General features: G+C 53.2%; 25 protein-coding genes. 14 read left to right on the forward strand and 11 right to left on the reverse strand.

The annotated features are described in order from the left end of the window. Positions 1-57: 57 nt before the first annotated feature. A complete protein-coding gene (locus ATHL_RS09855; RefSeq protein WP_062192899.1) occupies positions 58-696 on the reverse strand; it encodes a deoxynucleoside kinase in 639 nt (212 codons plus the stop codon). A gap of 155 nt (positions 697-851) precedes the next feature. Here ATHL_RS09855 and ATHL_RS09860 point away from each other — a divergent pair, with 155 nt between their 5' ends. The 8 genes from ATHL_RS09860 to ATHL_RS09895 all read left to right on the forward strand — a co-directional run bounded on the left by ATHL_RS09860 (position 852) and on the right by ATHL_RS09895 (position 8567). Next, positions 852-1214: a cyclic-di-AMP receptor gene (locus ATHL_RS09860; RefSeq protein WP_062192901.1), complete on the forward strand. Its 363-nt coding sequence runs from the start codon at positions 852-854 to the stop codon at positions 1212-1214. Between the two features lie 9 nt (positions 1215-1223). Continuing rightward, a complete protein-coding gene (locus ATHL_RS09865; RefSeq protein WP_062192904.1) occupies positions 1224-2534 on the forward strand; it encodes an MFS transporter in 1311 nt (436 codons plus the stop codon). Positions 2535-2574: 40 nt separating this feature from the next. Beyond that, entirely contained in the window at positions 2575-2820 is a 246-nt protein-coding gene (locus ATHL_RS09870; RefSeq protein ID WP_236822363.1) for a TIGR03905 family TSCPD domain-containing protein, read from the forward strand. A gap of 132 nt (positions 2821-2952) precedes the next feature. Then, on the forward strand, positions 2953-3429 hold the full coding sequence (locus tag ATHL_RS09875) for a 6-carboxytetrahydropterin synthase (RefSeq protein WP_084001335.1): 477 nt from the start codon (positions 2953-2955) through the stop codon (positions 3427-3429). A gap of 11 nt (positions 3430-3440) precedes the next feature. After that, positions 3441-5927, forward strand: coding sequence for a 6-pyruvoyl-tetrahydropterin synthase-related protein (locus tag ATHL_RS09880; protein ID WP_084001336.1), 2487 nt, complete (start codon positions 3441-3443; stop codon positions 5925-5927). Continuing rightward, positions 5927-6607: a hypothetical protein gene (locus tag ATHL_RS09885; protein ID WP_062192914.1), complete on the forward strand. Its 681-nt coding sequence runs from the start codon at positions 5927-5929 to the stop codon at positions 6605-6607. Before ATHL_RS09880 ends, ATHL_RS09885 begins: the two co-directional genes overlap by 1 nt. Positions 6608-6609: 2 nt before the next feature. Further along, positions 6610-7230, forward strand: coding sequence for an exosortase/archaeosortase family protein (locus ATHL_RS09890; protein ID WP_062192916.1), 621 nt, complete (start codon positions 6610-6612; stop codon positions 7228-7230). Then, positions 7227-8567, forward strand: coding sequence for a TIGR03111 family XrtG-associated glycosyltransferase (locus ATHL_RS09895; RefSeq protein WP_062192919.1), 1341 nt, complete (start codon positions 7227-7229; stop codon positions 8565-8567). The genes ATHL_RS09890 and ATHL_RS09895 overlap by 4 nt, the downstream gene beginning before the upstream one ends. Before the next feature lie 23 nt (positions 8568-8590). Here ATHL_RS09895 and ATHL_RS09900 read toward each other — a convergent pair whose 3' ends face one another. Next, positions 8591-9379 carry a Nif3-like dinuclear metal center hexameric protein gene (locus tag ATHL_RS09900; protein WP_062192920.1) on the reverse strand — a complete coding sequence of 263 codons (789 nt, stop codon included), beginning with the start codon at positions 9377-9379 and terminating at the stop codon, positions 8591-8593. A gap of 112 nt (positions 9380-9491) precedes the next feature. Between ATHL_RS09900 and ATHL_RS09905 the strand changes: the two genes are divergently transcribed. Further along, on the forward strand, positions 9492-9911 hold the full coding sequence (locus ATHL_RS09905) for an acyl-CoA thioesterase (RefSeq protein ID WP_062192922.1): 420 nt from the start codon (positions 9492-9494) through the stop codon (positions 9909-9911). A 65-nt stretch (positions 9912-9976) separates the two neighbouring features. On the opposite strand, the gene ATHL_RS09910 is transcribed toward ATHL_RS09905, so the two are convergent. The 6 genes from ATHL_RS09910 to ATHL_RS09935 all read right to left on the reverse strand — a co-directional run bounded on the left by ATHL_RS09910 (position 9977) and on the right by ATHL_RS09935 (position 16914). Further along, complete coding sequence (locus tag ATHL_RS09910; protein WP_062192925.1) at positions 9977-11140, reverse strand: DUF362 domain-containing protein; 1164 nt, start codon at positions 11138-11140, stop codon at positions 9977-9979. Positions 11141-11269: 129 nt separating this feature from the next. Next, on the reverse strand, positions 11270-11653 hold the full coding sequence (locus ATHL_RS09915) for a MoaD/ThiS family protein (RefSeq protein ID WP_062192928.1): 384 nt from the start codon (positions 11651-11653) through the stop codon (positions 11270-11272). Further along, positions 11650-11898, reverse strand: coding sequence for a MoaD/ThiS family protein (locus tag ATHL_RS09920; protein ID WP_062192930.1), 249 nt, complete (start codon positions 11896-11898; stop codon positions 11650-11652). The genes ATHL_RS09915 and ATHL_RS09920 overlap by 4 nt, the downstream gene beginning before the upstream one ends. Next, on the reverse strand, positions 11895-13082 hold the full coding sequence (locus ATHL_RS09925; protein WP_062192933.1) for a tungsten cofactor oxidoreductase radical SAM maturase: 1188 nt from the start codon (positions 13080-13082) through the stop codon (positions 11895-11897). Before ATHL_RS09925 ends, ATHL_RS09920 begins: the two co-directional genes overlap by 4 nt. A 56-nt stretch (positions 13083-13138) precedes the next feature. Next, positions 13139-14893 (reverse strand): aldehyde ferredoxin oxidoreductase family protein, encoded by a 1755-nt coding sequence (locus ATHL_RS09930; RefSeq protein ID WP_062192936.1) that lies wholly within the window; start codon positions 14891-14893, stop codon positions 13139-13141. A gap of 389 nt (positions 14894-15282) precedes the next feature. After that, entirely contained in the window at positions 15283-16914 is a 1632-nt protein-coding gene (locus tag ATHL_RS09935) for a phospholipase D-like domain-containing protein (protein WP_062192938.1), read from the reverse strand. 198 nt (positions 16915-17112) lie between these two features. Between ATHL_RS09935 and ATHL_RS09940 the strand changes: the two genes are divergently transcribed. The 5 genes from ATHL_RS09940 (at position 17113) to ATHL_RS09960 (ending at position 21395) form a co-directional block, all read left to right on the forward strand. Further along, entirely contained in the window at positions 17113-17703 is a 591-nt protein-coding gene (locus tag ATHL_RS09940; RefSeq protein WP_062192941.1) for an RNA polymerase sigma factor, read from the forward strand. Continuing rightward, the gene (locus ATHL_RS09945; RefSeq protein ID WP_062192944.1) at positions 17684-18223 is read left to right on the forward strand and encodes an anti-sigma factor family protein; all 540 of its coding nucleotides are present in this window, start codon (positions 17684-17686) and stop codon (positions 18221-18223) included. Before ATHL_RS09940 ends, ATHL_RS09945 begins: the two co-directional genes overlap by 20 nt. After that, the gene (locus tag ATHL_RS18880) at positions 18220-19218 is read left to right on the forward strand and encodes a bactofilin family protein (protein WP_062192947.1); all 999 of its coding nucleotides are present in this window, start codon (positions 18220-18222) and stop codon (positions 19216-19218) included. Before ATHL_RS09945 ends, ATHL_RS18880 begins: the two co-directional genes overlap by 4 nt. Before the next feature lie 25 nt (positions 19219-19243). Beyond that, a complete protein-coding gene (locus ATHL_RS09955) occupies positions 19244-20086 on the forward strand; it encodes a toast rack family protein (RefSeq protein ID WP_062192950.1) in 843 nt (280 codons plus the stop codon). Positions 20087-20162: 76 nt separating this feature from the next. Beyond that, a complete protein-coding gene (locus tag ATHL_RS09960; protein WP_062192953.1) occupies positions 20163-21395 on the forward strand; it encodes an anion transporter in 1233 nt (410 codons plus the stop codon). Between the two features lie 6 nt (positions 21396-21401). On the opposite strand, the gene nadD is transcribed toward ATHL_RS09960, so the two are convergent. The 3 genes from nadD to ATHL_RS09975 form a co-directional block, all read right to left on the reverse strand. Further along, a complete protein-coding gene (nadD, locus tag ATHL_RS09965; protein ID WP_062192956.1) occupies positions 21402-22001 on the reverse strand; it encodes a nicotinate-nucleotide adenylyltransferase in 600 nt (199 codons plus the stop codon). Between the two features lie 3 nt (positions 22002-22004). Further along, the gene (gene obgE, locus ATHL_RS09970) at positions 22005-23270 is read right to left on the reverse strand and encodes a GTPase ObgE (protein WP_062192959.1); all 1266 of its coding nucleotides are present in this window, start codon (positions 23268-23270) and stop codon (positions 22005-22007) included. A gap of 75 nt (positions 23271-23345) precedes the next feature. Then, positions 23346-24668: a cyclic 2,3-diphosphoglycerate synthase gene (locus ATHL_RS09975; RefSeq protein WP_062192962.1), complete on the reverse strand. Its 1323-nt coding sequence runs from the start codon at positions 24666-24668 to the stop codon at positions 23346-23348. Between the last annotated feature and the right edge of the window lie 60 nt (positions 24669-24728).

Consider the following 24728-nt stretch of genomic DNA (forward strand, 5'->3'; position numbering starts at 1 on the left):
TCAAGCCAGCCCTGTCCTGATCAAAAACTGCCCTGGCAACGCACCAGGGCAGTTTTTTCAATCAAGTACCATCTCTTCTTTCCCGGCCAGCCTTTCTTCAATCCGCTGTACCACCAGTTCCAGGTGACGTGAGCTGTGGACAAAATCCAGGTTGTCGGAACGCAGAGTCAACACCGGACATAAATCGAAGGTTTGAATCCAATCTTCATAAAAGCTTTCGAGAAGCATCAGATATTCCTCTGTGATCCCGGTTTCCATATCACGCGCCCGGCGGCGAATCCTTTCCATTAAAACTCCTACGGGGGCCTTGAGGTAGATCAGAAGCGACGGCGCCGGTAAACTGCGCACGACCAGGTCGAAAACCCGACGATACGACCGGTAATCCAGCTCGCTCAAATTTCCAAGGTGATGAAGCGCCCGGGCAAAGATATAAGCATCTTCATAAATACTCCGGTCAATGATCGCCGGGCGCGGATCATTCCACATTTCCAGGTGTTGTTCAGCCCGATGGCCAAGAAAGAAAATCTGCAGGTGGAATGACCATTTTTTCATATCTGCATAAAAATCCGAGAGGTACGGGTTATCACCGACTGATTCATAAGCCGTTCGCCAGCCCAAACGCTCACCCAGACGCTCCGTGAGTGAGGTTTTCCCACAGCCGATGTTCCCCGCAACCAGGATCAATCGTTTAGCCATATCTTGCTCCCAGAATATATAGACTCAACCATAATTTCTTGCCTGTCTCCCTGTCCATTGTACACCAGGAAACGTTCAGCTGCTTTCCAGAGAAATTCAGCTCTAAAGATATTCGCGATATAATACGATCATCTCTCATCTCCGGGAGGGAAACTTTGCCTGACGAAAACCGGTCCGTAGAGGAACAGGTAGACCTGTTAGTGGTTGTATTCCTGGCGTCGGAGCAGGTAAGCGAGCTCTCTGGCGCACTCATCAAGAACAACTTCCGCGTTACCCTGGTGAACGCCAGTGGAGGATTATTACAAAGCGGCATTACCTGCCTCTTCATCGGGATTAATCGTTCACGGTACGACGTGCTGATCGAACTGATTGGCTCCATCTGTCATACCCATCGACGCTTTATCCCCGCCGGAAGCACACTTGCGATACCCGAATCCTTTCCCCCCCTGATGATCGAAGTTGAAGTGGGCGCTGCCCACGTGTTTACCCTTGAGGTAGAACACTACGAAACCTTTTAAATCATCCTCATGCCTCCTCACGCATCCCTCCTCAACACCTGGCAACGATTAAAACGTAACACGGCACTCCTCATCGCTGGGGGAGCCTGGGCAGTGCAATTCCCAGACACCATTCAGCGTAATTTGCGCTGGTTTTTTATGGATGGTGTACTCGCTTCAGGTCAGGATGCCATCCATGTAACCTACCTCACCCTCTTTGTGCTCGCTCTGGGAGCCAACAAAGCTCAAATTGGCCTGATGTCCTCGCTCGCCAGCCTCAGCGCAGTACTCCTGTTACTGCCTGGTGCAATGGCGGCTGAGCGAGCCCGTCAGAGAAAATGGGTGGTCATTGCCACTGGCGGGGGGATAACCCGGCTGGGCATTTTAGCCCTCGCCATTTTACCCTTCATCACCCAGGGGCCGGTTGCCGTCACCCTTGCTATCGCTATTAAAGTGATGATGGACGGGTTCGGGAACTTCAGCCTGCCCGCATGGACAGCCCTGACTGCTGATATTGTCCCGATCTCCTGGAGAGGTCGTTATTTTGGGAACCGCAACATGGTCATGAGCATAACCAATATGGCGGTCACCCTTCTGGCTGGTCAGATCATAACCATGGCGGCCTCGCCTTTGTCCGGCTATCAGGCAGTTTATGGTCTGGCCTTTCTCTTCGGATTAGGCTCCACCTTCTGCTTTGCTCACCTCCTGGAACCTCCCCGCCAGCCTGCTCCTGTGACGTTAAATGCCTACAGGCCTGCCGCCCTTCTCCAATCTCTGCGAGAAGATGCCAACTTCAGAAATTTCTGCATCTCTCAAATGGCCTGGAACTTTTCGTTGAATATTGCCGGGCCGTTCTTCTCGGTCTATCAGGTAGAACAGCTCAAGGCCACTCCGGCTATCGTGGGCATTCTCAGCATCGTGTCCAGCCTGGCCGGTCTTCCAGCGTTGCGACTTTTTGGCAACCTCAATGATCGGCTTGGTGCTTATCGAGTCACCCTCCTCTCCGGTATGCTCATCCCCTTTGCCCCAATCCTGTGGATCTTTACCAGCTCTCCCTGGCACCCCCTGCCGATCAATATCCTCTCCGGTTTCCTCTGGGCCGGTTACAACCTGGCTTCCTTCAATCTCCTGCTCGCCATTACCCCTCCTGAATTACGGCCGCGATATTCTGCCCTTTACCAGATCGCCATCATGGTGTCTGCGGCCATCGGGGCCGCCCTCGGGGGTGGCATAGTACAACAGTGGGGCTTCCCCGCAATTTTCCTCCTCTCAGGGATCGGACGGATGATCAGCCTGTTTCTCTTCTGGCGCACCGTAAAGCCGCCTGAGCTCTCTTCTTAACCACATCTTTTTTCAGGTCAGCAAAACCATGGAACCAACCGTGAAAGAGATTCACTTTACCCCCACAAGAACCTGTTCCCGGCAGATTCACATCCTGCTGGAAGGTACAACCATTCGTCAGGTTGAATTTGAAGGCGGCTGCGACGGCAACCTGCAGGCCATTTGCCGCCTTCTGGTCGGCCTGGACGCCACAGAAGCCATTCAACGCCTCCGGGGTATCGATTGTGGCAACCGTGGAACATCCTGCCCCGACCAGCTGGCACGCGCCTTGCAATCCTCGCTCTGAAAGGTGAAACCATACCCTTTTTCATAGCCAGCTCTGCTGGAGAGATCATTTTTGTTATGCGGTTGTAATGAAAAAGGATGATTTCACACTTTATAATCCAAATAAAATGGTTAGTCAGATCAATCCAAAAAAATGACAATCGACCGTAAGACTATTGAACCCACTATGATGCAAGAAGATCCCTTCTGGCAAATTGACCCGACGCTTGTGCTCAACCCGCCGCCGGCCTATGCCCGATATAAACTCATCATGAGTGCTTTTTTCAATGCGGCGCATTCGGTCTCTTTCGGGCCTTCCAGGGGAAATTTACATCGGCATTCCTATCACCTGAGGGTTACTGCCATGGCTTCTGCCCTCGCGCCCGATAATAGCCTGGTGCCATACGAAACCCTGCGGCAAATCATGACAAAAATCACCGCCGCATATGAAGGTACGATTCTCAATAACCTGCCACCTTTTCGTACCATCCAGCCTACCACAGAGGCTCTTGCGGCTATCGTGGCCCAGCAAATCGAGCGGCTGGCACGTGATTTACCCATCAAAATTATTGAAGTCACCGTGATGGAATCGCCTACCCAGGGAGTTTCTATTCAATTAAATCCATCATAAGCAAAACTGCCATGCCGTCAAACTCTCAACCTCATCGTGCGTTTGGATATGTGTTGAGAGGGGGTTCCATCATCACCGTGGTAATCCTGCTGGTTTACTGGCCTCTCTGGCAGGCCATGAACCGGCCCGATTTGCTTCCCTGGGGATCCGATACCCTGGGGCACCTGCTGCGATACCAGTTCATCCAGCAAAATATCCTTGATGGCAACTGGTTTCCTCAGATCATGCCTGAATGGTACATGGGAATGCAGTTATTACGGTATTACGCCCCCCTCCCCTATTACTTCCTTTTCCTTCTGCATACAGTTCTGGGAAACCCGGTTGCGGCCCTTCATGGATTTGTTATTTTCTGGGCACTTTTTGGCAGCCTTTCATGGCTCCCCCTCCAGCGCTTTCTGGGAAAAACCTCCGCGGTCGTCGGCGGCATTCTGTTTACCTTACTTCCCGATCTCATTCGAGTTGCTTTCTCCGAGGGCAACCTGCCACGGGTCATGGCCTCGGGCCTCACGCCATTGCTCTTATTTTTTGCCCTCTCGGTTCTCCTGTACGACGAACCACGTCCCAAAGAGATAGGAGTTGCTTTACTCCTCACCCTCCTTACTCTTACCCACGCCATGATCGCTGCCGTGATTGCGGTCTCATTAACCCTGCTGGCTATCCTTTTATGGGTCTCAGGCAGGACTTCTTTGCATCGGGTTGGCCGGCTAATTCTCTGGATGATCCTCGGAATCGGCCTGGCCGGCGCATGGTTGCTTCCAAGCCTTACGGGAGGGATCACCGAACTGGAAGCCGGTGCCGTGAGCCGCGGGTTAGCCTCGGTGCCCTGGGCTGATTTGCTTAACCCCTTCTCACGACTTAAAAATATTGAGACCCCTTATGTCAGTCTTGTGCTGATTCTGGCAGTCCTCATCAGTCTCCTCGCCCCATGGTCACGCAGTCGGTTGGTGCTTGCAACCGGTCTGAGCGGCATCCTGTTAGCCTTTCTCGCTACCCCCCAGCTAACCCGGGTGGTGAGCGCCTTGCCACTTTCCTCCCTCCTGTGGCCAATACGCTTCCTCGGAATGGCCAGCCTTTTCCTCCTCTTCGCCTTCGCTGCCAGCCTCCGTGCATGGTGGTCAAAATCACCCCCGGTCACCGTATTCCTGATCGCACTGGTAATGGCCGACTGTGGCCTTTCAACGCGACTCATCTTTCTACGTCCCCTCAATCCCAACCTGGCCAGTATCGGACAAACCATGGCTACACGATCGGGCTGGCGAGAAGCCACCCTCGATGAAAGCCGCCTCGGTTCAGCCGCTTCCTGGGTCTTTACCGACCAGGCACAACGCGAGCAAATTTTTGGGTGGGGGTATCAGGGAGCGCGTACCGCTCTCAATGTCGCCAGTCTGAATGAGGCATTGTCTCATGGCAGCTTTGGCTATCTTCTCGACCGGCTCAACCTCTACGGAGTGGATGACGTGGTCATTCTGGATACTCTGCCCCACGCCAGAGAGCTGGAAAATCTGTTTCCCCGCGAAGGCTTCACCCTCGCATTACGATCCGACCACCTCGTCTATTACCATCGTGAAGGACAACCCCGGGCTCTCAGCACCGCCTGGCACGCGCTGGCCATTGGCCGAAGCGCTCAAAATTACACCTTCCTTTTCCCACAGGTCATCCTTGGTAATTCTCCCTATCTGGACGACTATTCTCTTGAAGATCTTACCCGTTACCCGATACTGATCCTCGCTGGAGCACAATGGCACAACCGAGTCTCTGCTGAAAACGCCGCTCGCGAAGCAGTGAAGCATGGTGTGCGCGTTTTTGTAGATCTCACCCTTGCCCCGGTAGATCCCCTTTCCCAAATTCCGCGGTTTTTGGATGTTTGGGGAGAAACGGTCATCCTCTCCCCCGATCCTGTACAGTTATCGGGTTGGAGAACGCCTCTTCAGTTAGCTCCCTTTGGGTCAGAGGGAGAACTCTGGCACACTTTCCTTCCCCAGAACCTGCAACATGAGGTCATTACCTTTGATTACCTCGGCAAGCGTGCCGTGCTCGCTGGATATAATGAAATAGAAGGTGGGCAAGTCTGGTTCCTGGGGGTCAATTTAGCCTACCATGCGCTGGTTGATCAAGATGAGGCGGCTGTCAGTTTATTAAGCGAGCTGATCGGTCTTCCGGCCGAGCAACCCACAGCTTACCAGCCAATCCCGCTTGAAAATTATCATGCCGGGGCCTCCGGTTATTCCTTTGACTATCTCCTGGATCATTCGCAGGAACTGGTTATCCCCATCGCAAGACACGACGGCACCTTCATCCTGCTGGATGGTCAACCCTGGCCCTTAACCTCGGTGGAAAACCTGATTCTGTTTTCTGCCCCCCCCGGACGCCACCATGTTGAAATTGGTTACCGTCCCACCTCCATTTACCAGAAAGGTAAATTACTATCCTTCGCCAGCTTTTTTGCAGGTGCAGGGTTGATCCTTTTACGGCCTGCAGGACGAAAGCAGAGGCATTGATGAACAGGCAAACAAAAGGTAAGAGGTTCTCACTGGTTATTATTTTTATTATTTGGGCAAGCCTGATCAGCCCTGGAGCTGTAAAGGCTGCCGCAGATATCATTTTGGATGGTGCATTTGGAGACTGGGCCGGTCAAATATGCATTCCCGATCCTGCAGGAGATGCTGCCAGCCAGGAAAGTGATCTCCTCAATTTCTGCTTTGCCAACAACCCTGACGATCCCACAGCCTATTTCATGGTAGAACGTCCCAACAGCAAAGGCTGGATGGAAATCTGGCTTTACCTGGATACTAATAATAACGGTCTTTACCAGGAAGCTACAGATCGAAGGGTACGGGTCAGTTACAAGCCTCAGGGGAACCATTCCAGCGTCGATGTATCCCTTTATACCGGTTCAGGAAATTTTATAGGAAATATCGCCACTGGAATGGACTGGGGAGAAAGCATGCACGATAACGGAGGGCGAGTCGAGTGGGGTGTATCTCTCGACAGCCTTGGCCTTCAAGCCGGGCAACCGATCCGCATGTTTGTTCAAACCATGCTGGGTGGAACCATTTCTGATTCTACGGTCGAAGTGCAATGGAGCCCGGCCAATGCTCTGGGCATTCCCATTCTTGCCGGGATTCTACTGGTGGGTTCAGCCTGGTTTGTCTATCAACGCCAAAGTGTTCGAGCTTGACAATGCCCGGTTACGTTTTTTTTCTCCTCCTCTTTCTCTACCTGGGGATCATCTGGTTTCTTCGCCGGTATCGGATCTGGCTGTTGTATTATGTCCTGGGTACCGCCGGTCTGGCCTACTTACTCACCCTGTTCCTCACCCGCTTCTGGGATATGCGTAGCCCGTTGGCCGGTTCTGTGGCTATGAGTGTTCACTTTCTTCTCGATTTGATTCACATTGAGACACGCGTGGTAGAAAATGCCCCGGGTGCATTGCTCGTGCTGGTATTAACCCAGCGAGTCGGTTGGACGGTCCTCCACATCGGGGTAGAATCCTCTGGCCTGCTGGAAATGATCGTCCTCTCCAGCCTGATCTCCTTTTATCCAGGCTGGCCAGCCACCCGCCGAATCATCCGTGGAGCTACAGGCCTCATCCTCACCTGGGGGGCCAATTTGTTTCGGATGCTGATTATTGCTACCCTGTTACATTTTTTCGGGAAAGAAGTGCTCGTCTTAGCGCATACTTTCCTGGGTAAACTGGTGTTCTTCATTCTGACTCTGGCCATCTACTGGGCACTGATAACCTTTCCTTCGCTGAGAGATATCGAAATTCATCTGACCCGTTACAGGTTTACTCGGGTATGAATCCGTACCTTCTGGCGCTGGCAGTATTTTGGGGTGTATGGCTCCTTGTGCCCATCCTGGTAGACGGGGTGAGTATGGGGCTGGGGCTTGTCGGAGCAGTGATCAGCCGATGGCTCTCCCGCAGGCAATCTCTCGAGCTGGATTTTTACCCCTCTGTTTCCATTATTATCCCGGTACACAACTCGGCAGACACTCTGCGTGATTGCCTGGAGTCGCTGGAACAGCAAACTTATCCCCTCCACCTGATGCAGATCATTCTGATCAACAACGGAAGTACTGATAATTCCCAGCAAGTGTTTATGGATTTTCAGGCAACCAGCCGCCTCAATCTTTACTGGCATTCCATCCAGGTAGCAGGGAAATCCTGGGCTCTCAATGCCGGCATTCACCTGGCCGAGGGGCAGTATGTTTTCAATATTGATTCCGATGTTATTCTCCACCCCACAACTATCGAGCGTTCAGTGGCTCACTTTGAACGCGATCCCAGCCTGGGGGCGATTACCGGCTTTATCGAAATCCTACCGGAGGATAACGATCATCCCTTCTGGTTTCAACAGATCCTCAATTGTGAATACCTGGAATACCTCACGGTTTTCGGTGTTGGGCGTTCTTACCAGTCCCTTTTCCGTTCCATCTATACCCTTTCCGGGGCATTTACTGCCTTCAGGCGTGAAGCCCTGGCTGCCACACTCCTTTACAACGCTGAAACAGTCAGTGAAGATACCGATTTAACCTTTCAGCTATACGAAAGAACGCCGTCCTTTCGGGTCTCTAACTTCCCGGATGTGCGTGTTTTCGTACAACCCATCACCTCCCTTTCTGCGCTTTATTCTCAACGCGTGCGCTGGCAGCGTGGCCAGTTAGAAGTCAGTGCCCTCCACAGAAACCTGATTCGCAAACGTGCGCGGAACCTGCTTGGCTTTTCACCAGCCCGCACACTACTGGTAGATCACACCCTCGCTTTTCCCCGACTGGTGTGGATGTTTTTCCTGCCTGTTCTCATGACCTTTGGGTATTCATTAACCCTGTTGCTGACCGCTTACATTCTCATGTATCTTTTCTACCTATCGGTTGAGGCCGCCTGGGCAGTTGCCGCTTACGCATTTGCAGACACTTCCACCAGAGCTTACGTCAGACGCATATGGCCCACCATCTTCCTCATGCCCCTGTATCGGATGATGATTTTCTTCTTCCGCTTCAGCGGGTTTCTCATCACCCTCACGGAACCCGGGACCTGGCGTATCACCAGTCCCATCTGGCAAATCCAGGCCGGATTGATGGATCTGAACCTTCGTCTCCGTATCTTTCTCCGTTCGCTTCGCCGTCAGGAACGATAGAGGATTCCCGATCCTGTACTTTATTAGAGGAACCAGATTGGGTCACCCGCTGGCAGGTAGTGAATGGGAACGTCAGGCAAACGTTCTCCCAGCCATTCTACCAGGTAAGCCATACCCGCTTCCTCGCTTCGTTCGTGCCCCAGGATGATCAGGCCTTTGGGATGACCACAGGCAACCGCATCACGCACATATTCAGCCGTTTGCCATTCGGGAGCTTCTCCACAAATCAACACATCAACATCCGGCCTGCCAAGGGCTTCAACCTGCATTTCTCCCCAAACCGAACCGGGAATCAGCGCCGCTGTTTGACAAACCAGTTCTCGAGGGCCAGCCACACGCAGCACTGGCGCAGACAGCTTTTCCTTCAAAAAGAATACCAGTTCCTCCAGCGTTTGAGCAGGCAGGTGAAGCAAATAGGGTATAGACCCATCCTGGTAGGGCTTCCAATCCAGTTTACGCAATGTTCCTTCCAGAATACCATCCGGCTGAATGGCATGCCAGCCGTCGTGGAAGCGCCACACCGTGATTCCTTTCTCCTCTAAAAGCCGCCGCTTCGAGAGATACACCACGTCCTTCTGAAGCCACTCCACCTCATCCCGATGATTAAAAAAGGTAGGCTCGTGGGTGATGATCAAATTGGCTCCCACTGCCGCGGCTTCCTCTATCACTTTGCAGGTCGCAATGAAAGTCGTGACGATGCCCGTCAGCGGGCGAGCCGGGTCACCGATCTTGAACTGATCCACCGTATCAGCGGGGATCTCTCCCGGCACTTCTTGCTGAATGCGATGAATAGCTTCTTGAATGGTAATCATAGGGGGTTCCTCCTTATTCTTAATCAATTATAGTGCGGAACGCTCAGGGCTCAGCATTGACAGCCAGTTCACCCGGAAGTAAAGTTGGCTTATCTTAATTTCTGGAGCGACCATGTCCATTCAAACCCTCACCACCTATCATCTCGTCAAGAGTGAAGACCTCAACCATCACGGCACCCTTTTTGCCGGGCGTAACGCCGAATGGTTTGTGGAAGCCGGTTTTATTGCGGCTTCTGCCCTTGCCCGCCCGGAAAATATCGTCTGTTTAAAAATCCACGGCATGTCCTTTACCCGTCCCGTGCAACGGGGTGAGGTCATCTGTTTCGAAAGCCAGATCGTCTTTGCCGGGCGCTCACGGCTGGTGGCCCATGTCAAGATGAAAGGGAAAAGTGAAGAAGACGTGATCGTAGATGGCTTTATTACTTTCGTGCACGTAGATCAAGATGGGAAACCCCTTCCCCATGGTGTCATCATCACTGCCGAGACCCCCGATGAAATCAAGCTGCAAGAATACGCCCGAAACTTGCGGTAACAGCCTGTAATCAAAAAGGGTGGCTGTTAAAGCCACCCCTGAAATTGACCACGGACTTAAAACCTTCAGCTGGCCGGAATGTAGGTAACCGAAGTCCTCTGGAAGGAAGCCACCGGCAAAACATCAACCAGCTCATATTCGCGGGTTCCCAGCCCAAGTTTCTCGGCATATTCGACCACTTTATAGGGGTCTTTGTACGGCCCATGGAGCCAGCGCAAGGGATGCCCCACCCGGGTGTGAACCTCCATCGAGGTGGGAATGTTCTCCTCAATGAGCGGATATTTCGCGGTTTCATCAAGCACGGCCTGTTCCAGGGCCACAATATCATCGGAACCAAAAATCCCGGCATCGCGAAGAATGGGCATGCTGGTGAAGCCAAAACAATCACATACCGGAGTCATATGAGTCGCCAGAACAAGGTGCACCGCCTTGCCAGGTTCAAATGTGGAAAGGGTAATACTGGTACTGATGGCACAGGCTTCCTGGAAGGTGTGAAAATTGACCGGATCAATTTTCAGGCTCCCCGGAGGCGCCACCTGTAAACAACGCCCGCACTGATTGCACCCCTCAAAATGCAGATGCAACCCGCTTTCATTCTCACGGTCCTGAACAATGGCTCCAAAGGGGCAGGACTCAATAATAGCTTTACGTACCGCCGGGTCCGGGCACTTCTCAGGGAACCAGTAGGGATCAAAATGCATGGCATCGTGCATGGCCGAGCGCGTCTTTCCGGCCATACAACCCAGGGCAAGATTCTTAATCGCCCCGCCGTAGCCACAGCTCGGGTGCCCCTTGGCATGGGCGAAATTCACCAGGAAGGTTGCATCCTGGATGGCTCCGGCCAAGTGCCATTCTTCAATGTTCTTGTAAGGGCGGTGATGCGGATAGAAGTAATTTTCCTTCAGCCCGGCTGCCGGATAAATGGGGCAACCCAGTGTTTCTGAGGTATATCCGCGCCTCTCAGCCCCTTTGACATCCCACTCAATATCAGCCACCACTGGCTGCCCGCCCCCTTCCTTGATCGCATCCACTACTTTACGCACGAATAAGGGGTGCACAGTCGAGTAACCAATATTCGAACCGGTGTGCATTTTGAGAACTACCAGTTCATCTTTGACTCGATCACGCAAATGAAGCTGCTCCAGAATCAAATCCAGTTTTGCCGGGAGCGTCTCGTTTGCGTCCAGTTTCGCCTGACGCGGCGATCCCCAAAAAACCTTGCTTGCCATAATACCTCCAAACTAGATAGGATAGAGTTAATTATACCTGTTAACCCGGGATGACATACCAACACCAAAGAAAAAGGCTTTCCCAAGAGCCTCTTCAGAAAAGAATAGATATATTTTACAAAAGTCGGGTTATCCCTGCCCTTCTTCCTCTGCATCGTAAGCATGGTGCAGGCCCAGATCTTCGCTTTGTAACATGGCCTGTTGCATTTCGGGGATCATGGTCACACCGTGCCGGTACTGGAAAGGCCACATCGAACGCAAATGGAAAAAGGCCACCCGGTCGCCATCTTTCAACGGATGGTTGAGATCAGGCTGAAGACCGGGCATCGCACTCAGGTTTCCATTGATAAATGTAATTCCTCGCTCATTGGTATCCATGCCCAGGGCTTTTAGGAGATCAGCCAGGCAACTCCCATCAGGGAGTTCCACCTGCGGGTTTGCAAAAACACGTTCGTTCTTATCACCCCCATACCGGGCAAGTTCACCGTACAGCCATGTGTCAATGTGAATCATGGTAGGCACCCACCTCCAATGGGCGGAAAAATTCCAGCTTCATCCCCTTCCGAAAGGGTGTAATCCAGCTCTTCCACTCGTCCGTTGACAAAACAAACCTTTACTTCCTCTACTGGAAGTCCCAGTTGATGGATCAAATCACGCAGGGTTGCTCCCTCCGGGAGCTCCAGTTCAAACGGCATTCCGGGCAGAGCGCCCGGGCGATATCTTCCAAACGAGGCAAACAGCTTAACCTGGATTTTCATGGGCAACGAATAATATCCTGCGCCCACAGACAATCAGCACAGGAAGGATTCCATCCCCAGCATCCTTCGTTATTCTCTCGCAGATCACATGTGGTTCGAAGATCACAATCCGGGCAGGAGGGAAAATGGAACATACGTACCTCACTGCGAAAGCGAACATATTCTTCCGACATCCAGATTTCCGCCAGCGAATCCCGGCTCACGTTTCCCAGCAGGTACCGGCTGACACGTTTCTTGCGCCCATCGATGGTGAAGTAAGTATAGTTATGCGAAAGGGCATAGCAGGGTGATACCCCACCGTCCCAGCCAATCACCATCGTACGGTCGTTGACAAACCGGCAGCGGCGCTCGGCTCCCCAGTGCATGCGCGGCAAGTCGAGTGTTCCCCACATCACCCAGGCATCTGCTCTCACCGGGAACCCCCCAGATTTCATCGGCTCCTGAGGTTCATGCCCATAAAGAACTTCTTCACGCATGGCCTCGGTGTAGGGAAGCACATTGCTCACCAGCACCCTGGAGGCGTTCAGATGAGAGGCCAGACCGGTTAATTGAGCAAGCTCTCCCACATTCGAACGCAGGGCTACAAATTCGATCCCTAGCGCCGGTGTTAACGAGCCAAACCGGCGTTTTAACGCATTCAATTGCCGGATGTTTTCCAGCACCCGTGAAAGGGCTGCTCCTCGTACCCCGGCGTAGGTCTCAGGAGTAACCCCATCGATCGAAACCACCAGGCGATCCACTCCCAGGCGAATCAATTCTTCTGCCATCTTAGGCGAGAGCAGTAAGCCGTTTGATCCAACCGTTACTGCGATATTTTGTCTGCGGATGGCCTCAATCATCTCCAGAATATGGGGGTGAGTCAGCGGTTCACCAAAACTGGTGAACACAACCCGTTTTAACTCGGGTAATTCAGGTAATCGTGAAACAATCTGATCGAAAAGAGCCTGTGGCATAAGCGCCACCGGATCTTCCCAGACATTCCGAATACAGGTCTGGCATTGTAAATTACACCCTGTAGTGGCTTCGATGTACAGCTTATGAACATCCGGTAGACGTGGGTGCAGGATGATGTCGCCTTCCCGCTCGTTGAGCCAGAAGTCTACCCCCTCTGGGAAATTCCTTCGTTCCCAGAAATCTTCCGGGAGAATGACCCGATAGTTTTCATCGATCTTAATTTTCGGCATACATCAACCCGGTTTCTGTGGGGGGCCTGATGGCCCCCCACATGCTTCACAACCCTTTACAGCTCAGAGAAAACCGAATCAAGGGCTTCATCGGGAACATCAAAGACCTGGTTGTGCGGAGGAAGCGGTTCGGTTTTCATAAATTCGGGCATCCGATCAGCCTCTTTACCAATGCCTGCCGCTTCATTGAACTTCCGCTCCGTCTTGAGGATCTGAGCTCCGTGCTTGAGGACATCATCCGCTGTCCAATGGGTGCCCAGCACCCCGTTAACTTCATCGATCATACCCTGGTAACCGCTTGCGATATCCAGAATGGCAAAGGCAATGAACAGACAGTGGCCGGTTGAATCGATGAATGCAGTGGTCGCCTGGAAAGCGCGGCTTAAAGCAGCTTTACCTTCCGGGCTGAGGGGGTCTTGCTTGCCCATCACGCCCAGAATTTCGGGTGCAATGGTGTACCCGGCGGTGTGATCGGCCCCCATCGTGGTGGTGGCATAAGTAATTCCGATGCCCTTCACCGCGCGCGGTTCATAGGCCGGCATCGATTGCCCCTTGACCACTGGCACCCTGGTAACCCCGTAGACTCGACCGGTGGTTGCTGTGCCCGCGCCCAGGATGCGACCCAGCGGCGTACCTTTCCCCATTTCATGGATCAGGTTAATCGCACCCTTGCTATCTCCAAAGGGAATGACCCCGGCTTCCATGGCCACAGCGATCGTCGTACCGGTTTCAATAGTGTCAAGGCCATACTCATTGCACAGTTTCACCATTCTGGCCACATCATCGAGGTTATCGATGCCACAATTAGCCCCCAGCGCCCAGTCCGACTCATATTCCACGCATGAGGCGATTTCCTCCCCATTTTCGTCGTAATACGTATTGGAGCATTGAATAATGCACCCCGGGCTGCAGGCATGGTTGTAAATTTCCTTGCCCTTTCGTGTCTTCACAGTCTCGAAAATGGCCTCACCGGCAATTTTTGGAGCTCCCTCAAAACGCCCGCTGGAGAAGTTGCGCGTGGGTAACCCGCCTGCCTCATTCATGATGTTAATTAATACCGCTGTACCATAGGTGTTCAGCCCACCCTTGGGTTTGGTAATGGCATGAGATCGCAGGGCATCGATCATCTTCTTGCGCCCTTCTTCAAAGAGCGCTTTATCGGCAATCTCAACCCCCGGTGCCCCGGCACGATCGAGCACCACGAACTTTAAACCTTTAGAAGCCATTACCGATCCCAGACCACCGCGCCCGGCGTAGCGGGTAGGGCGCTTCTCCTGGTCATTGAAAACCACACCGGCGTTCGAATACCCGAGCTCCGCAACCGCCCCCACACTGCACACGGAGATGCGCTCACCAAATTTCTCATAAATGGCGGGGAAAACCTGAGAAAGCTGCTTTCCAGTGTACTGCGTGGCATCGAAGAACTCAACCTTTGGTTTGCCATCCCAAGTAATGTGAATACCCCAGTATTCATCCTTCTTGGAGGGCTTCCCCTCAATGATCAATCCGCCAATTTGCATCACCGCTAAATCCGCCGCCCACGAGGAACCAGCGTTGGCCTCCTTGATCCCACCCGTGAGAGGAGATTTTCCACCTACCGAGCAACGTGCCGAGGTAGGAGCACTCGTTCCGGTAACAAACCCTGGGGCGAACACCAGTTTATTGTTCGGCCCAAGCGGATGGCACAGGGGCGGAACTTCAGCCGCCACAACACTGGATGTGAACCCCCGTCCTGCCAGGTGACGATAGGCTTCCGGAATATCCGTCACCTGATAGGTTCGATCAGTCATGTTGACACGTACGAGATACATAGGTTTTCCTCCTGCGAAAGAACGGAAAGCGAGAAAGAACTCCAACCAACTGTGGAAAGAGAGTATGAAGGATCAACAATCCGGAACGGGCCACCTCCTTTCTCGCACTTATGATCCAGTCCCCTCATCAAAGCAACAAGAGGACTCACCGTGGTAGTCTGTGCCACAGCAAGCCCTCCTTTGCGCAATGGCGGGCAATGGAGATTGCTCCCCATGCCTTATCGTTCACCTATCCCGGTGGGAATCAGTGAATCGGAGGAAATTAAAGCCCCAGGATAAACAATTCAGTCATCTTGAACATTAACAATCTTAATCAAGATCATAGCCAGATTTACTTCACCTTGTCAATAGGAAATTCATCCTGTATTTTCTGATTCCGCAAATCGGGCTCAGCCAAACAATTCTCTCAACCTGAAGCGTGGTGATTCAGGATTGTAATAACGCCGGGTCCACGAGTCATCCTCCAGGAGGAAAACCCCCGGCAACTCCTCCCCCTCTGCCAGCAGGCGAACCCGGTTCGCCTGATAACGAAAATAGAAGTGGTTGAAAAGGCGCATGAACTCCCCCAGATAAATCTCAGCCACCCGGCGGTCTCCGGCAATGACCAGGGTATTCTCATCATTGTTTTTTATGGAAGCCTCGCTGAAATTCGCCGAGCCAGTAATTGTCACTGGCAGATCAGTCAGAGGATCAATCAGCATGAACTTGGTATGAATGTATTGCACATGCAGGTTGAAACCCGTCAGGCGTTCAGCCGCCCACTGATACAATGGATCGGGGCCAAGCCGTGAACCCACAGAAATATGCACATCCGGGTCAGCGGTATAAACCTCCATATTGTTGCCTTCCTTTTCAAGGAACAAAAAGCGAGGAATATCGCGATCTTTATGCAACACAGATGCCAGTAGCGGATTAACCCCAAAGGCAGCTGTAAGGAATGCAGCCTGAGATGCGCCCTCCAGGCGGGAAGCAAACCAGTTTAGCAGGTGGAGATCTGGTCTGGGGCTGAACATCGGTGTACACCCCGGGTCGGGCATCTCTTGTAAATTGGGAGTCAACTCTGCCACCCGCAGGCGCAGCGTTTTTGCATCAGGGTCACTCGCCAGCAAATTCCAGTAATCCAGGTAGGTGCGCGCAACCCGGCTATCTCGAACCACATGGCCCACATTCGCCTGCCCGAAAATCCCTCCCCGGGTGAAATTGGTCGAACCGGTCCACACCTGCACCGGACGCCCGCGTTTGAGTAACACGATAAATTTATTATGAGAGATGTACGATTTTGAAGCCGTCCGGGGAATCAATATGGAGGCCGGCAGCCCCACAGCATCGATGGCCTCACGGGTAGCCTGGAGAGGGGGATCTTGACGGGCATCATAGATGATCCTCACGTCAGCGCCCGCTTCATAGGCAGCTTTGAATGCCTTTAACACCGGAAGGTAGTTAAATTCATACACCGAGGCGTACAATCCCCGCCCCGGCCCATCTGCCTGAGCAATGAAGCCCAGCAAGGCTTCCTCCAGACCTCGAGAGAGCCAGATATAGGCCTTTCGGTCGGGAACTTCGTCAGGTGACCGGTTGCCGAATTTCCAGGCATACGCCTGAGAAGCCGCAACCCCCCGATTGAAGTAAATGGCATGTTTCCCGCGATCCTCCCGGTCAGTGTGAATGCGCACCCGCACCGCCTTCCCCGGCCGGAGGTTTTTTGGCTCACCATAACACGGAACCACCTCGTAGGTATAATCGTGCGCAGGCTTGGCTGTATAATCGCCCCACAAAAAAGCCTGCACCGGGTGTTCCATAAGGCTGTAGGTCTGTCCCGGTTGTGGAGCAGGCACCACCGATCGAAAAGTTTTAAATCCTCTCAACCAGTAACTTTCCTTCTCGGTGTGATCGGTACGCCTGATCGCAAAACCCAGCAATCCGTGTCGGGCATCTTCTGTAGCGTTAAAACCCAAGGTCACCACGTGTGTACCGGAAATTGCCCGCACCGAAATCCCTTGCTGGCTGACCCTTTTTTGCATCTCCATCCTCCCAACCGCAATCTTTTACCGGTAAAGTATAGTAGAAAACTCAAGAAATCGCCAATCGAAACAGACCCGGTAGATGAGTATAATGAAAGCACTTCTCCCTGGAGAGAAAATTACCAAAGCCCATCTTTTTTGCAACTTACCTCCATCCCATGCGTATATTGAGATAGATAGAAGACAAGGAGCGCGCGGGTGAATAACCTGGAAGCAGAATGGCTCCAACAGGCCATTCATGGCGATGACAACGCCTTTTCATTGATCGTGGAGACATATCAGAGGCCAGTGTATAACCTGTGCTACCGCATGCTGGGTGACCCTCAGGAGGCTGAAGATGCCGCTCAGGAGACCTTCTGGCGCGCCTACCAGGCGCTGAATCGTTACGATCAGCAGCGCCCATTCGCCACCTGGTTACTTTCAATCGCGGCACACTATTGCATCGACCAGCAACGGAAGCGCCGGTTCCCCACCCTGGCTTTAGATTTACTCCCCGAGGAAACCATCCCCGATGCCACTCCCAATCCCGAAAAGGTATTCCTTGAACTTGAACATCAGGGACAAATTCAACGTCTGCTGGCCCGTCTCAGTCCTCCTGACCGGGCAGCCATTATTCTGCGTTACTGGTACCAATTTTCGGAGGAAGAAATTGCCCGGAGCCTCTCTTTATCGATAAGCGCGGTGAAAAGCCGGTTGTTCCGTGCCCGCCGCGAGCTGGCTCAGGCCTACGAGGCTCCCGCCGCCAGCGCCCTCCCCGAAAGGAGAAAAAATGAATCACCAGCCTTATGAACGGTGGATCTTCGAATCCGACTCTTTAACCCACGCCGAGCAGGAGGCCCTGGCCACACATCTGGCCACCTGCAAGGAATGCGCCCGGTTGCGCCAGAAGTGGTCTCAACTGGAGGAAGAAGCCCTTTCCTCTCCAGTGATGCTGGCACCACAACCGGGTTTTACACGCCGCTGGCGCCACAGCCTGATAGAACGCCGTCAACGGGAACAACGCCGGCAGGCGTGGCGATTCTTTCTCTTTCTGGTGGCCGCCACGACTCTGGTCTTCTTATCACTCGTGTGCATTCTATTACTCACCACCTCGCCCACCGAGTGGATTCAGGCTGCCGTTCACACCCTGGCAACAACCGCCAGCACATTCGCCGCGGCTCGCGGCCTGGCCTTTACCTGGCTTAGCCTTGCACCTGCCAGTTTGAACATCATTATAGGAATCGCTCTGGGCCTTTCTTTCAGCATCCTGGTTTTGATCTGGACTTTTGCTATCTGGAAAACTGCACTAACAGGAGTATGGAATCGATGAAAACACGACAATGGTGGTTTCTTCTGGCAATCTTAATCGCCACACTGGCTCTGGCTTCGGCCTGTGCTCCAACCTTCCGCAGCGAAGGAGATGGCCTGGTCGTCGGGCAAAGTTACCGTCTGCGTTCAGGTGAAACCCTCAATAACGACCTCACTGTAGTTGGCGGCTCGGCAGTTCTTGAGACGGGCTCTACAGTCAATGGCAATGTTGCCATCCTGGGTGGATCTCTGTCTATTGATGGTGAAATCACAGGCGACGTCTCGGCAATGGGTGGAGTCGTTTCGATTGGAGATACCGCCATCATTAATGGGGATGTGCTCTCTCTCGGGGCTACCATCTCAAAATCTGAAAAAGCGATCATTCGCGGGAATATCGGCGCGGGACGTCCCGGAATCAACCTCCCCAGTGTGAGCTCACAGGTTTCCAACAGTGTAAATTTTCTCTGGCGGCTGATCGCCCCGATCTTCCAATCGATGGCAATTGCCACCCTCGCGGTTCTGGTTTCGCTCTTTGCCCTGCGCCCCATGGAACGCATCCGCACCACGATGCTGACGCAACCGGTACTGGCCGGTGGTTTAGGACTGCTCTCAATCGTCGTGTTACCCATCCTCCTAGTGCTGGTGGCCATTACCATCATCCTCCTGCCGGTTAGCCTGCTGGGGATCCTCGGTCTGGCCATCGCTCTTCTCCTTGGTTGGATCTCTGCCGGCTTGCTGGTGGGCGAACGACTTGCTGAAGCGTTTAAAACATCCTGGAGCCCCCCGGTAAGCGCCGGGATCGGCACCCTGATCCTTTCGCTTGCCGCCGCATTAGCGAACGGGATCATTCCGTGCATCGGCTGGATTGTTCCTTTCCTCGTCATAATCATCAGTCTTGGAGGTATTATCCTGACCCGCTTTGGAATGACCTCCTATCCACCACCTTCCACCTCATCGATTTCACCTGTGCCGCCACCCGATGCCGGTTCGATTACTCCTGAATCCCCCGCCTCCTGAATCTTCTACAAGGAGAAGATGCCCTATGAAAAATCCTGCGTTTATCTTGCTGAGCCTGCTGGTGATCCTCTCTCTGGCCTGTTCCATCACCGTTAATATTCCTACCGCAAAGGTCGGTGAAAAACAAACCGTCACTATTCAAGAAGATTACCCCGATTTACGCCCCGCCGAGCTGGTGCTCCGCATGGGCGGAGGAAAATTGACCCTCCAGGGCGGTTCGCAACATCTGGTTGAGGGCACAGTGGAATATAACGTTACCGATTGGAAACCTACCATCTCCCGGGATGGCCGCGAAGTTCGCATTGACCAGAAGGTGGTCGGTAGTATTCCATCAGGAGGGAACGTGATCAATGACTGGGATTTACGGCTGGGGAATCAGCCTTTAGATCTCACCATCGAAGCAGGTGCTTACGAAGGAAAACTCGACCTCACAGGTATTCCACTGGTTCGGTTGAAGATATCAGATGGCGCTGGTCAGGCTGACCTTGTGTTCTCTTCACCCAATCCAGTGCGGATGGATTCCCTCACGTATGAAACTGGAGCGTCTAATATTAAGTTAAAAGGGCTCGGGAATACCGATGCTGATGTAATCAACTTCCGCGGAGGGGCAGGAAATTTCTCCCTTGATTTCTCAGGTCAGCTCAAACGGGATATGCGGGTTTATGTAGACGGCGGTCTTGGCAACATCACCTTGCGCGTCCCCAGGACTTCCAACTGCCGGATTATTCTTTCCTCCAGCCTCAATACCATTTCCACCGAAGGCACCTGGATCGTTAACGATAATGAATACCGCACTACCGGAGAAGGGCCCCTTCTGCGCATTGAGGTCAAAGTAGGCGTGGGTAACCTCAACCTGATCAGCGAGTAAAAACAGCACAGAAACCAAACCTTTGGGTATAATCGGCGCTCAGGGATGCACCACACAGCATCCCTGAGTCTTTCTTATGAGCACTAATTTCTGGCTTACCCTGATCATTGCTCTGGTTACCTACATTGGCATCGCCATCGGACGATGGCCCGGGCTGATGGTGAACCGCACCACCCTTACCCTGATTGGGGTGGGGATGCTTCTCGCGCTGAAACAAATCCATTTCAATCAGATTCGCGAATTTCTCGACCTCGATACCCTGATTTTACTTTTCAGCATGATGATTATTAATGCCAACCTTCAAATGGCAGGTTTCTTCCGGCTGGCGGGCAGCAGCCTTCTCAAGCTTACCCGTAATCCGCGCACCTTCCTCGCCATTGAAATCATGCTCAGCGGGGTTCTGAGTGCTCTTTTTCTTAACGACACCATCTGCCTGATGCTCACCCCGCTGGTGCTGAGCCTTTTACTGACCCTCGAACGAAACCCTATCCCCTACCTGATCGCCCTGGCATGTTCTGCCAATATCGGCTCTACGGCCACCCTTACCGGCAACCCTCAAAATATGATTATCGGGATCGCCTCGGGCATTCCCTATGCCCAGTTTTCTGCCAGCCTCACGCCGATTGCCCTGCTGGGGCTGGGGGGAGTCTGGCTGGTACTTGTGCTGGCTTACCCGCAGGAATTCAGGGGCCAGCCGTTCAAAGAAATGCCTCCCACCAACATCCTGGTAATACGCCCCATGCTGACCAAAACCCTGGTGATCATCGCCGGGCTACTGACCGCTTTTCTGGCGGGCGTGCCCATCGCATACGCATCTTGTCTGGCAGCATGTCTCCTTCTTTTCACCCGCCGGGTTGATCCGGCAAAGGTGCTCGCAGAAATCGATTGGAGCCTGCTCGTATTCTTTGCGGCATTGTTCATCCTCACCGGCGCTCTGGAAACCAACGGCGTGACCACAGAAATTTTCAAACAAATACCGATCTCACAGCAAGCCAATGCCTGGAGTCTGACAGCCGTCACAGTCATTCTCAGCAACCTGGTCTCCAATGTCCCGGCAGTGATGCTGCTGAGACCGCTTGTATCCAGCCTTTCAAACCCATCCGCTGGCTGGCTGACTCTGGCGGTTGCCTCCACCCTCGCAGGGAATCTGACACTACTTGGCTCGGTAGCCAATCTGATCGTAGCCGAAATTGCCGCCCGCAGGCAGGTCAACCTTGACTTTTGGGAATATACCCGTTCTGGCGCCGTGATTACGTTTCTTTCTCTGATCATCGGCGTCCTCTGGTTGCAAACGTTTGTCTGGCATTAACTGGGGTCAGGCCTGATACAAGCCCAGGTCTTGAATGAGGGCATACACCGCATCAGGGACAAAGTATCGAAAATGTCGCCCCTGTCTGACGCGCTCACGGATATCACGCGAGGCAATCTCAAGCAAGGGCGCTTCGACAAAGTGGATTTTCACGGCTAGGCCCGGCAAAAAGCGCTCCACTCCCCCCAGATCAACACGGTCACCTGGCCGGTGCATCACCCCTATGCCATCCAGCGAAGCAATGAACCGTTGCGGGGCATGCCATTTAGGTAAATCATGAAGTGAATCCCCGCCCAGTAAATAAAACAATTCGCTCCCGGGATACTCTTTCCTGAGGATTTGGATTGTATCCACAGCATACTGCGGACCCGGGCGGTCAATATCTACCCGCGAAATTTCAAAACGTGGGTCAGCATCAAGAGCAGCGGTCAGCAAACGCAACCGTACATCCAGGGGAGAGATCGGTACCCCCGTCTTGTGAGGAGGATCAGGGGTGATGACCCACAGCACCCGGTCCAAACCCAGTTGCTCGGCAGATTCAGCGGCCAGAATAAGATGCCCGATATGAGGGGGGTCGAAAGTGCCTCCAAAAACACCTAAGCGCATGATTCAATCCTGCCATTCCAGTTCGTAATCACCAATAAAGACCGAATCCCCCTCCTGCACCCCGGCTTCACGAAGGGCTTTATCTACCCCCAGCGTCTCAATCAACTTTTGGAAGCGACGCACCGGCGCATCATACTCCCAGTAAGTCATCTCTGCCGCCCGTTCCAGAGCCGGGCTGTGCACGCGCCAGCCTTCTGGTATGCGCTCAATGGTAAAACTTCGTGGATCTTCGCCCATGCGGTAAACGGGCAATTCAGCCGAGCGAGGTAAGGTTGGTTCAGGAGCAGTCTGGAGCAATTCTGCCACTTTCCAGAGCAATTCTTTCGTTCCAGTGCGCGCCAGTGCTGAGATTGGCATGGCCTGATACCCGCGCTCCTCCAGCATTTTCTTAATTTCTGGCCATCGTTCGGCCACTTCGGGCAAATCCATTTTATTCACAGCCACAATCTGTGGTTTCTCGGCCAGTTTCTCATCGTATAGCGCCAGCTCAGTATTGATCTGAGAAAAGTCAGCCAGCGGGTCTTCAGAGGTTCCGTCCAGCAGATGAATCAACACCCGCGTGCGTTGAATATGACGCAGGAAGGTATCTCCCAGGCCCACTCCCCGATGAGCACCTTCAATCAGGCCGGGGATATCTGCCAGAACAATCGTTGTATTTATATCCAGTTCAGCCACGCCCAGATTCGGCTCGAGCGTGGTGAAGGGATAATCGGCAATTTTTGGATCAGCATTGGTCACAGCTGCCAGAAGGCTCGACTTTCCCGCATTCGGCATTCCAACGATGCCCACATCAGCGATTAGCTTAAGTTCCAGCCGCAGATTGCGTTCTTCGCCCGGCTCACCTCTTTCAGCCATTTTGGGGGCCTGATTGCTGGGAGTGGCAAAATGCTGGTTGCCACGCCCGCCGCGCCCCCCGCGAGCTACTACAAGTTGCTGACCATCCCGTGTGAGGTCGCCAAGCAATTCGCCCGTTTGCTCATCAAAGACCATGGTGCCCATCGGAACAGGAATAATCAACGGCCGGACCGATTTTCCGGTCATATTATTGGGCCCGCCGCGCCCGCCGTTTTCCGCCTCGTACCGGGCCCGATATCGAAAAGCCGCCAGGGTGTTCAGCGTTCGCCGGGCTTCGAGAATGACATCCCCTCCCCTCCCGCCATCTCCGCCATCGGGGCCACCATGGGGTACAAACTTTTCGCGGTGGAAGTGCACCATGCCATCTCCACCCCGCCCTGCTCTCACAAAAATGATGGTCTCATCTACAAACATACGCTTATTTTAACGGAGAAATCCAACCGCAGACGGGATTGCTCCCCAGGCGGTTGGATTTCTCTCCAGAAAAGATTACTTACGACCGAACTTTTCGGTCAGGATGCTCGCCAGGTCGGGCTGGCCAATCTCTGCCAGCTCATAACGGACACGCTGAATGGGCTTATCGATGCGAATGACCCGCGTCAAATCAATCGGCGTCGCCGAAATGACCAGGTCAACCGGGGCATTGGCAATGGTCTGCTCCAGATCACGCATCTGAGCCTCGCCATACCCCATGGCCGGAAGGATCGGCCCGGTGGACGGATACTTCTTATAAGTTTCAACAATCGTCCCAACCGCATACGGCCGGGGGTCAACAATTGCCGCCGCACCAAATCGCCGGGCTGCCACCCAGCCTGCTCCGTAGGCCATTTCTCCATGGGTCAGGGTCGGACCATCTTCGATCACGAGCACCCTCTTTCCGCGAATGGCGGATGGATCAGTCACAAAAAGCGGTGATGCGGCTTCAACAATGATGGCATCCGGGTTGACCGAGTAGAGATTCTCACGCACTCGAATCACATTCTCCGGAGCGGCAGTATCTACTTTGTTGATGACAAAGACGTCCGCCGAACGCACGTTGGTTTCACCCGGATGATACGTCAACTCATGCCCCGGGCGATGCGGATCAGCCACGACGATCGCCAGATCAGGTTTATAAAAAGGAAAATCATTGTTACCACCGTCCCAGAGCACGATATCCACTTCCTGCTCTGCCTGACGAAGGATTTTCTCGTAATCGACTCCGGCATAGACAATGACCCCATTATCCAGATGAGGTTCGTATTCTTCCCGTTCTTCAATGGTGCATTCATGGCGGTCAAGGTCGCTGTAATCGGCAAAGCGCTGAACACTCTGCTTCACCAGGTCACCGTAAGGCATGGGATGGCGAATCGCCGCCACCCGGTAACCAAGCTCGCGAAGGATATGAGATACCCGCCGGGTAGTCTGGCTTTTTCCAGAACCAGTGCGGACAGCGCAAACAGAAACCACCGGTTTGCTCGATTTCAGCTGTGTCTCTTTCATTCCCATCAGCCGGAAGTCAGCCCCGGCAGCCAGCACCACCGATGCCTTATGCATCACATATTCATGCGGAACATCACTGTAGGCAAAAATAACCTGATCGACCTCAAAATCCCGGATCAATCGTTCCAGTTCCGTCTCAGGGTAAATGGGAATCCCTTTCGGGTAAAGTTTACCGGCCAGTTCAGCAGGATACTTCCTTCCCTCAATGTTAGGAATTTGCGTGGCCGTGAAAGCAACCACCTGATAATCAGGATTATCACGGAAATAGACATTGAAATTGTGAAAATCGCGTCCAGCGGCCCCCATGATAATGGTTCGAATCGGTGTCATGTGTTTGATCACTCCTTTATCGAGTTACAAAATCAACCATTGATCTTCCTTCCGAGCCAC

The organism is Anaerolinea thermolimosa, assembly GCF_001050195.2.
GTDB classification, from domain to species: domain Bacteria; phylum Chloroflexota; class Anaerolineae; order Anaerolineales; family Anaerolineaceae; genus Anaerolinea; species Anaerolinea thermolimosa.

Excerpts from the sequence above, each read along its gene's own strand:
- ATHL_RS09855 (WP_062192899.1), bottom strand. The coding sequence starts at position 696 with ATGGCTAAACGATTGATCCTGGTTGCGGGGAACATCGGCTGTGGGAAA.
- ATHL_RS09865 (WP_062192904.1), top strand. The coding sequence starts at position 1,224 with ATGCCTCCTCACGCATCCCTCCTCAACACCTGGCAACGATTAAAACGT.
- ATHL_RS09875 (WP_084001335.1), top strand. The coding sequence starts at position 2,953 with ATGACAATCGACCGTAAGACTATTGAACCCACTATGATGCAAGAAGAT.
- ATHL_RS09880 (WP_084001336.1), top strand. The coding sequence starts at position 3,441 with ATGCCGTCAAACTCTCAACCTCATCGTGCGTTTGGATATGTGTTGAGA.
- ATHL_RS09885 (WP_062192914.1), top strand. The coding sequence starts at position 5,927 with ATGAACAGGCAAACAAAAGGTAAGAGGTTCTCACTGGTTATTATTTTT.
- ATHL_RS09890 (WP_062192916.1), top strand. The coding sequence starts at position 6,610 with ATGCCCGGTTACGTTTTTTTTCTCCTCCTCTTTCTCTACCTGGGGATC.
- ATHL_RS09895 (WP_062192919.1), top strand. The coding sequence starts at position 7,227 with ATGAATCCGTACCTTCTGGCGCTGGCAGTATTTTGGGGTGTATGGCTC.
- ATHL_RS09900 (WP_062192920.1), bottom strand. The coding sequence starts at position 9,379 with ATGATTACCATTCAAGAAGCTATTCATCGCATTCAGCAAGAAGTGCCG.
- ATHL_RS09905 (WP_062192922.1), top strand. The coding sequence starts at position 9,492 with ATGTCCATTCAAACCCTCACCACCTATCATCTCGTCAAGAGTGAAGAC.
- ATHL_RS09910 (WP_062192925.1), bottom strand. The coding sequence starts at position 11,140 with ATGGCAAGCAAGGTTTTTTGGGGATCGCCGCGTCAGGCGAAACTGGAC.
- ATHL_RS09915 (WP_062192928.1), bottom strand. The coding sequence starts at position 11,653 with ATGATTCACATTGACACATGGCTGTACGGTGAACTTGCCCGGTATGGG.
- ATHL_RS09920 (WP_062192930.1), bottom strand. The coding sequence starts at position 11,898 with ATGAAAATCCAGGTTAAGCTGTTTGCCTCGTTTGGAAGATATCGCCCG.
- ATHL_RS09925 (WP_062192933.1), bottom strand. The coding sequence starts at position 13,082 with ATGCCGAAAATTAAGATCGATGAAAACTATCGGGTCATTCTCCCGGAA.
- ATHL_RS09930 (WP_062192936.1), bottom strand. The coding sequence starts at position 14,893 with ATGTATCTCGTACGTGTCAACATGACTGATCGAACCTATCAGGTGACG.
- ATHL_RS09935 (WP_062192938.1), bottom strand. The coding sequence starts at position 16,914 with ATGCAAAAAAGGGTCAGCCAGCAAGGGATTTCGGTGCGGGCAATTTCC.
- ATHL_RS09945 (WP_062192944.1), top strand. The coding sequence starts at position 17,684 with ATGAATCACCAGCCTTATGAACGGTGGATCTTCGAATCCGACTCTTTA.
- ATHL_RS18880 (WP_062192947.1), top strand. The coding sequence starts at position 18,220 with ATGAAAACACGACAATGGTGGTTTCTTCTGGCAATCTTAATCGCCACA.
- ATHL_RS09955 (WP_062192950.1), top strand. The coding sequence starts at position 19,244 with ATGAAAAATCCTGCGTTTATCTTGCTGAGCCTGCTGGTGATCCTCTCT.
- ATHL_RS09960 (WP_062192953.1), top strand. The coding sequence starts at position 20,163 with ATGAGCACTAATTTCTGGCTTACCCTGATCATTGCTCTGGTTACCTAC.
- nadD (WP_062192956.1), bottom strand. The coding sequence starts at position 22,001 with ATGCGCTTAGGTGTTTTTGGAGGCACTTTCGACCCCCCTCATATCGGG.
- obgE (WP_062192959.1), bottom strand. The coding sequence starts at position 23,270 with ATGTTTGTAGATGAGACCATCATTTTTGTGAGAGCAGGGCGGGGTGGA.
- ATHL_RS09975 (WP_062192962.1), bottom strand. The coding sequence starts at position 24,668 with ATGACACCGATTCGAACCATTATCATGGGGGCCGCTGGACGCGATTTT.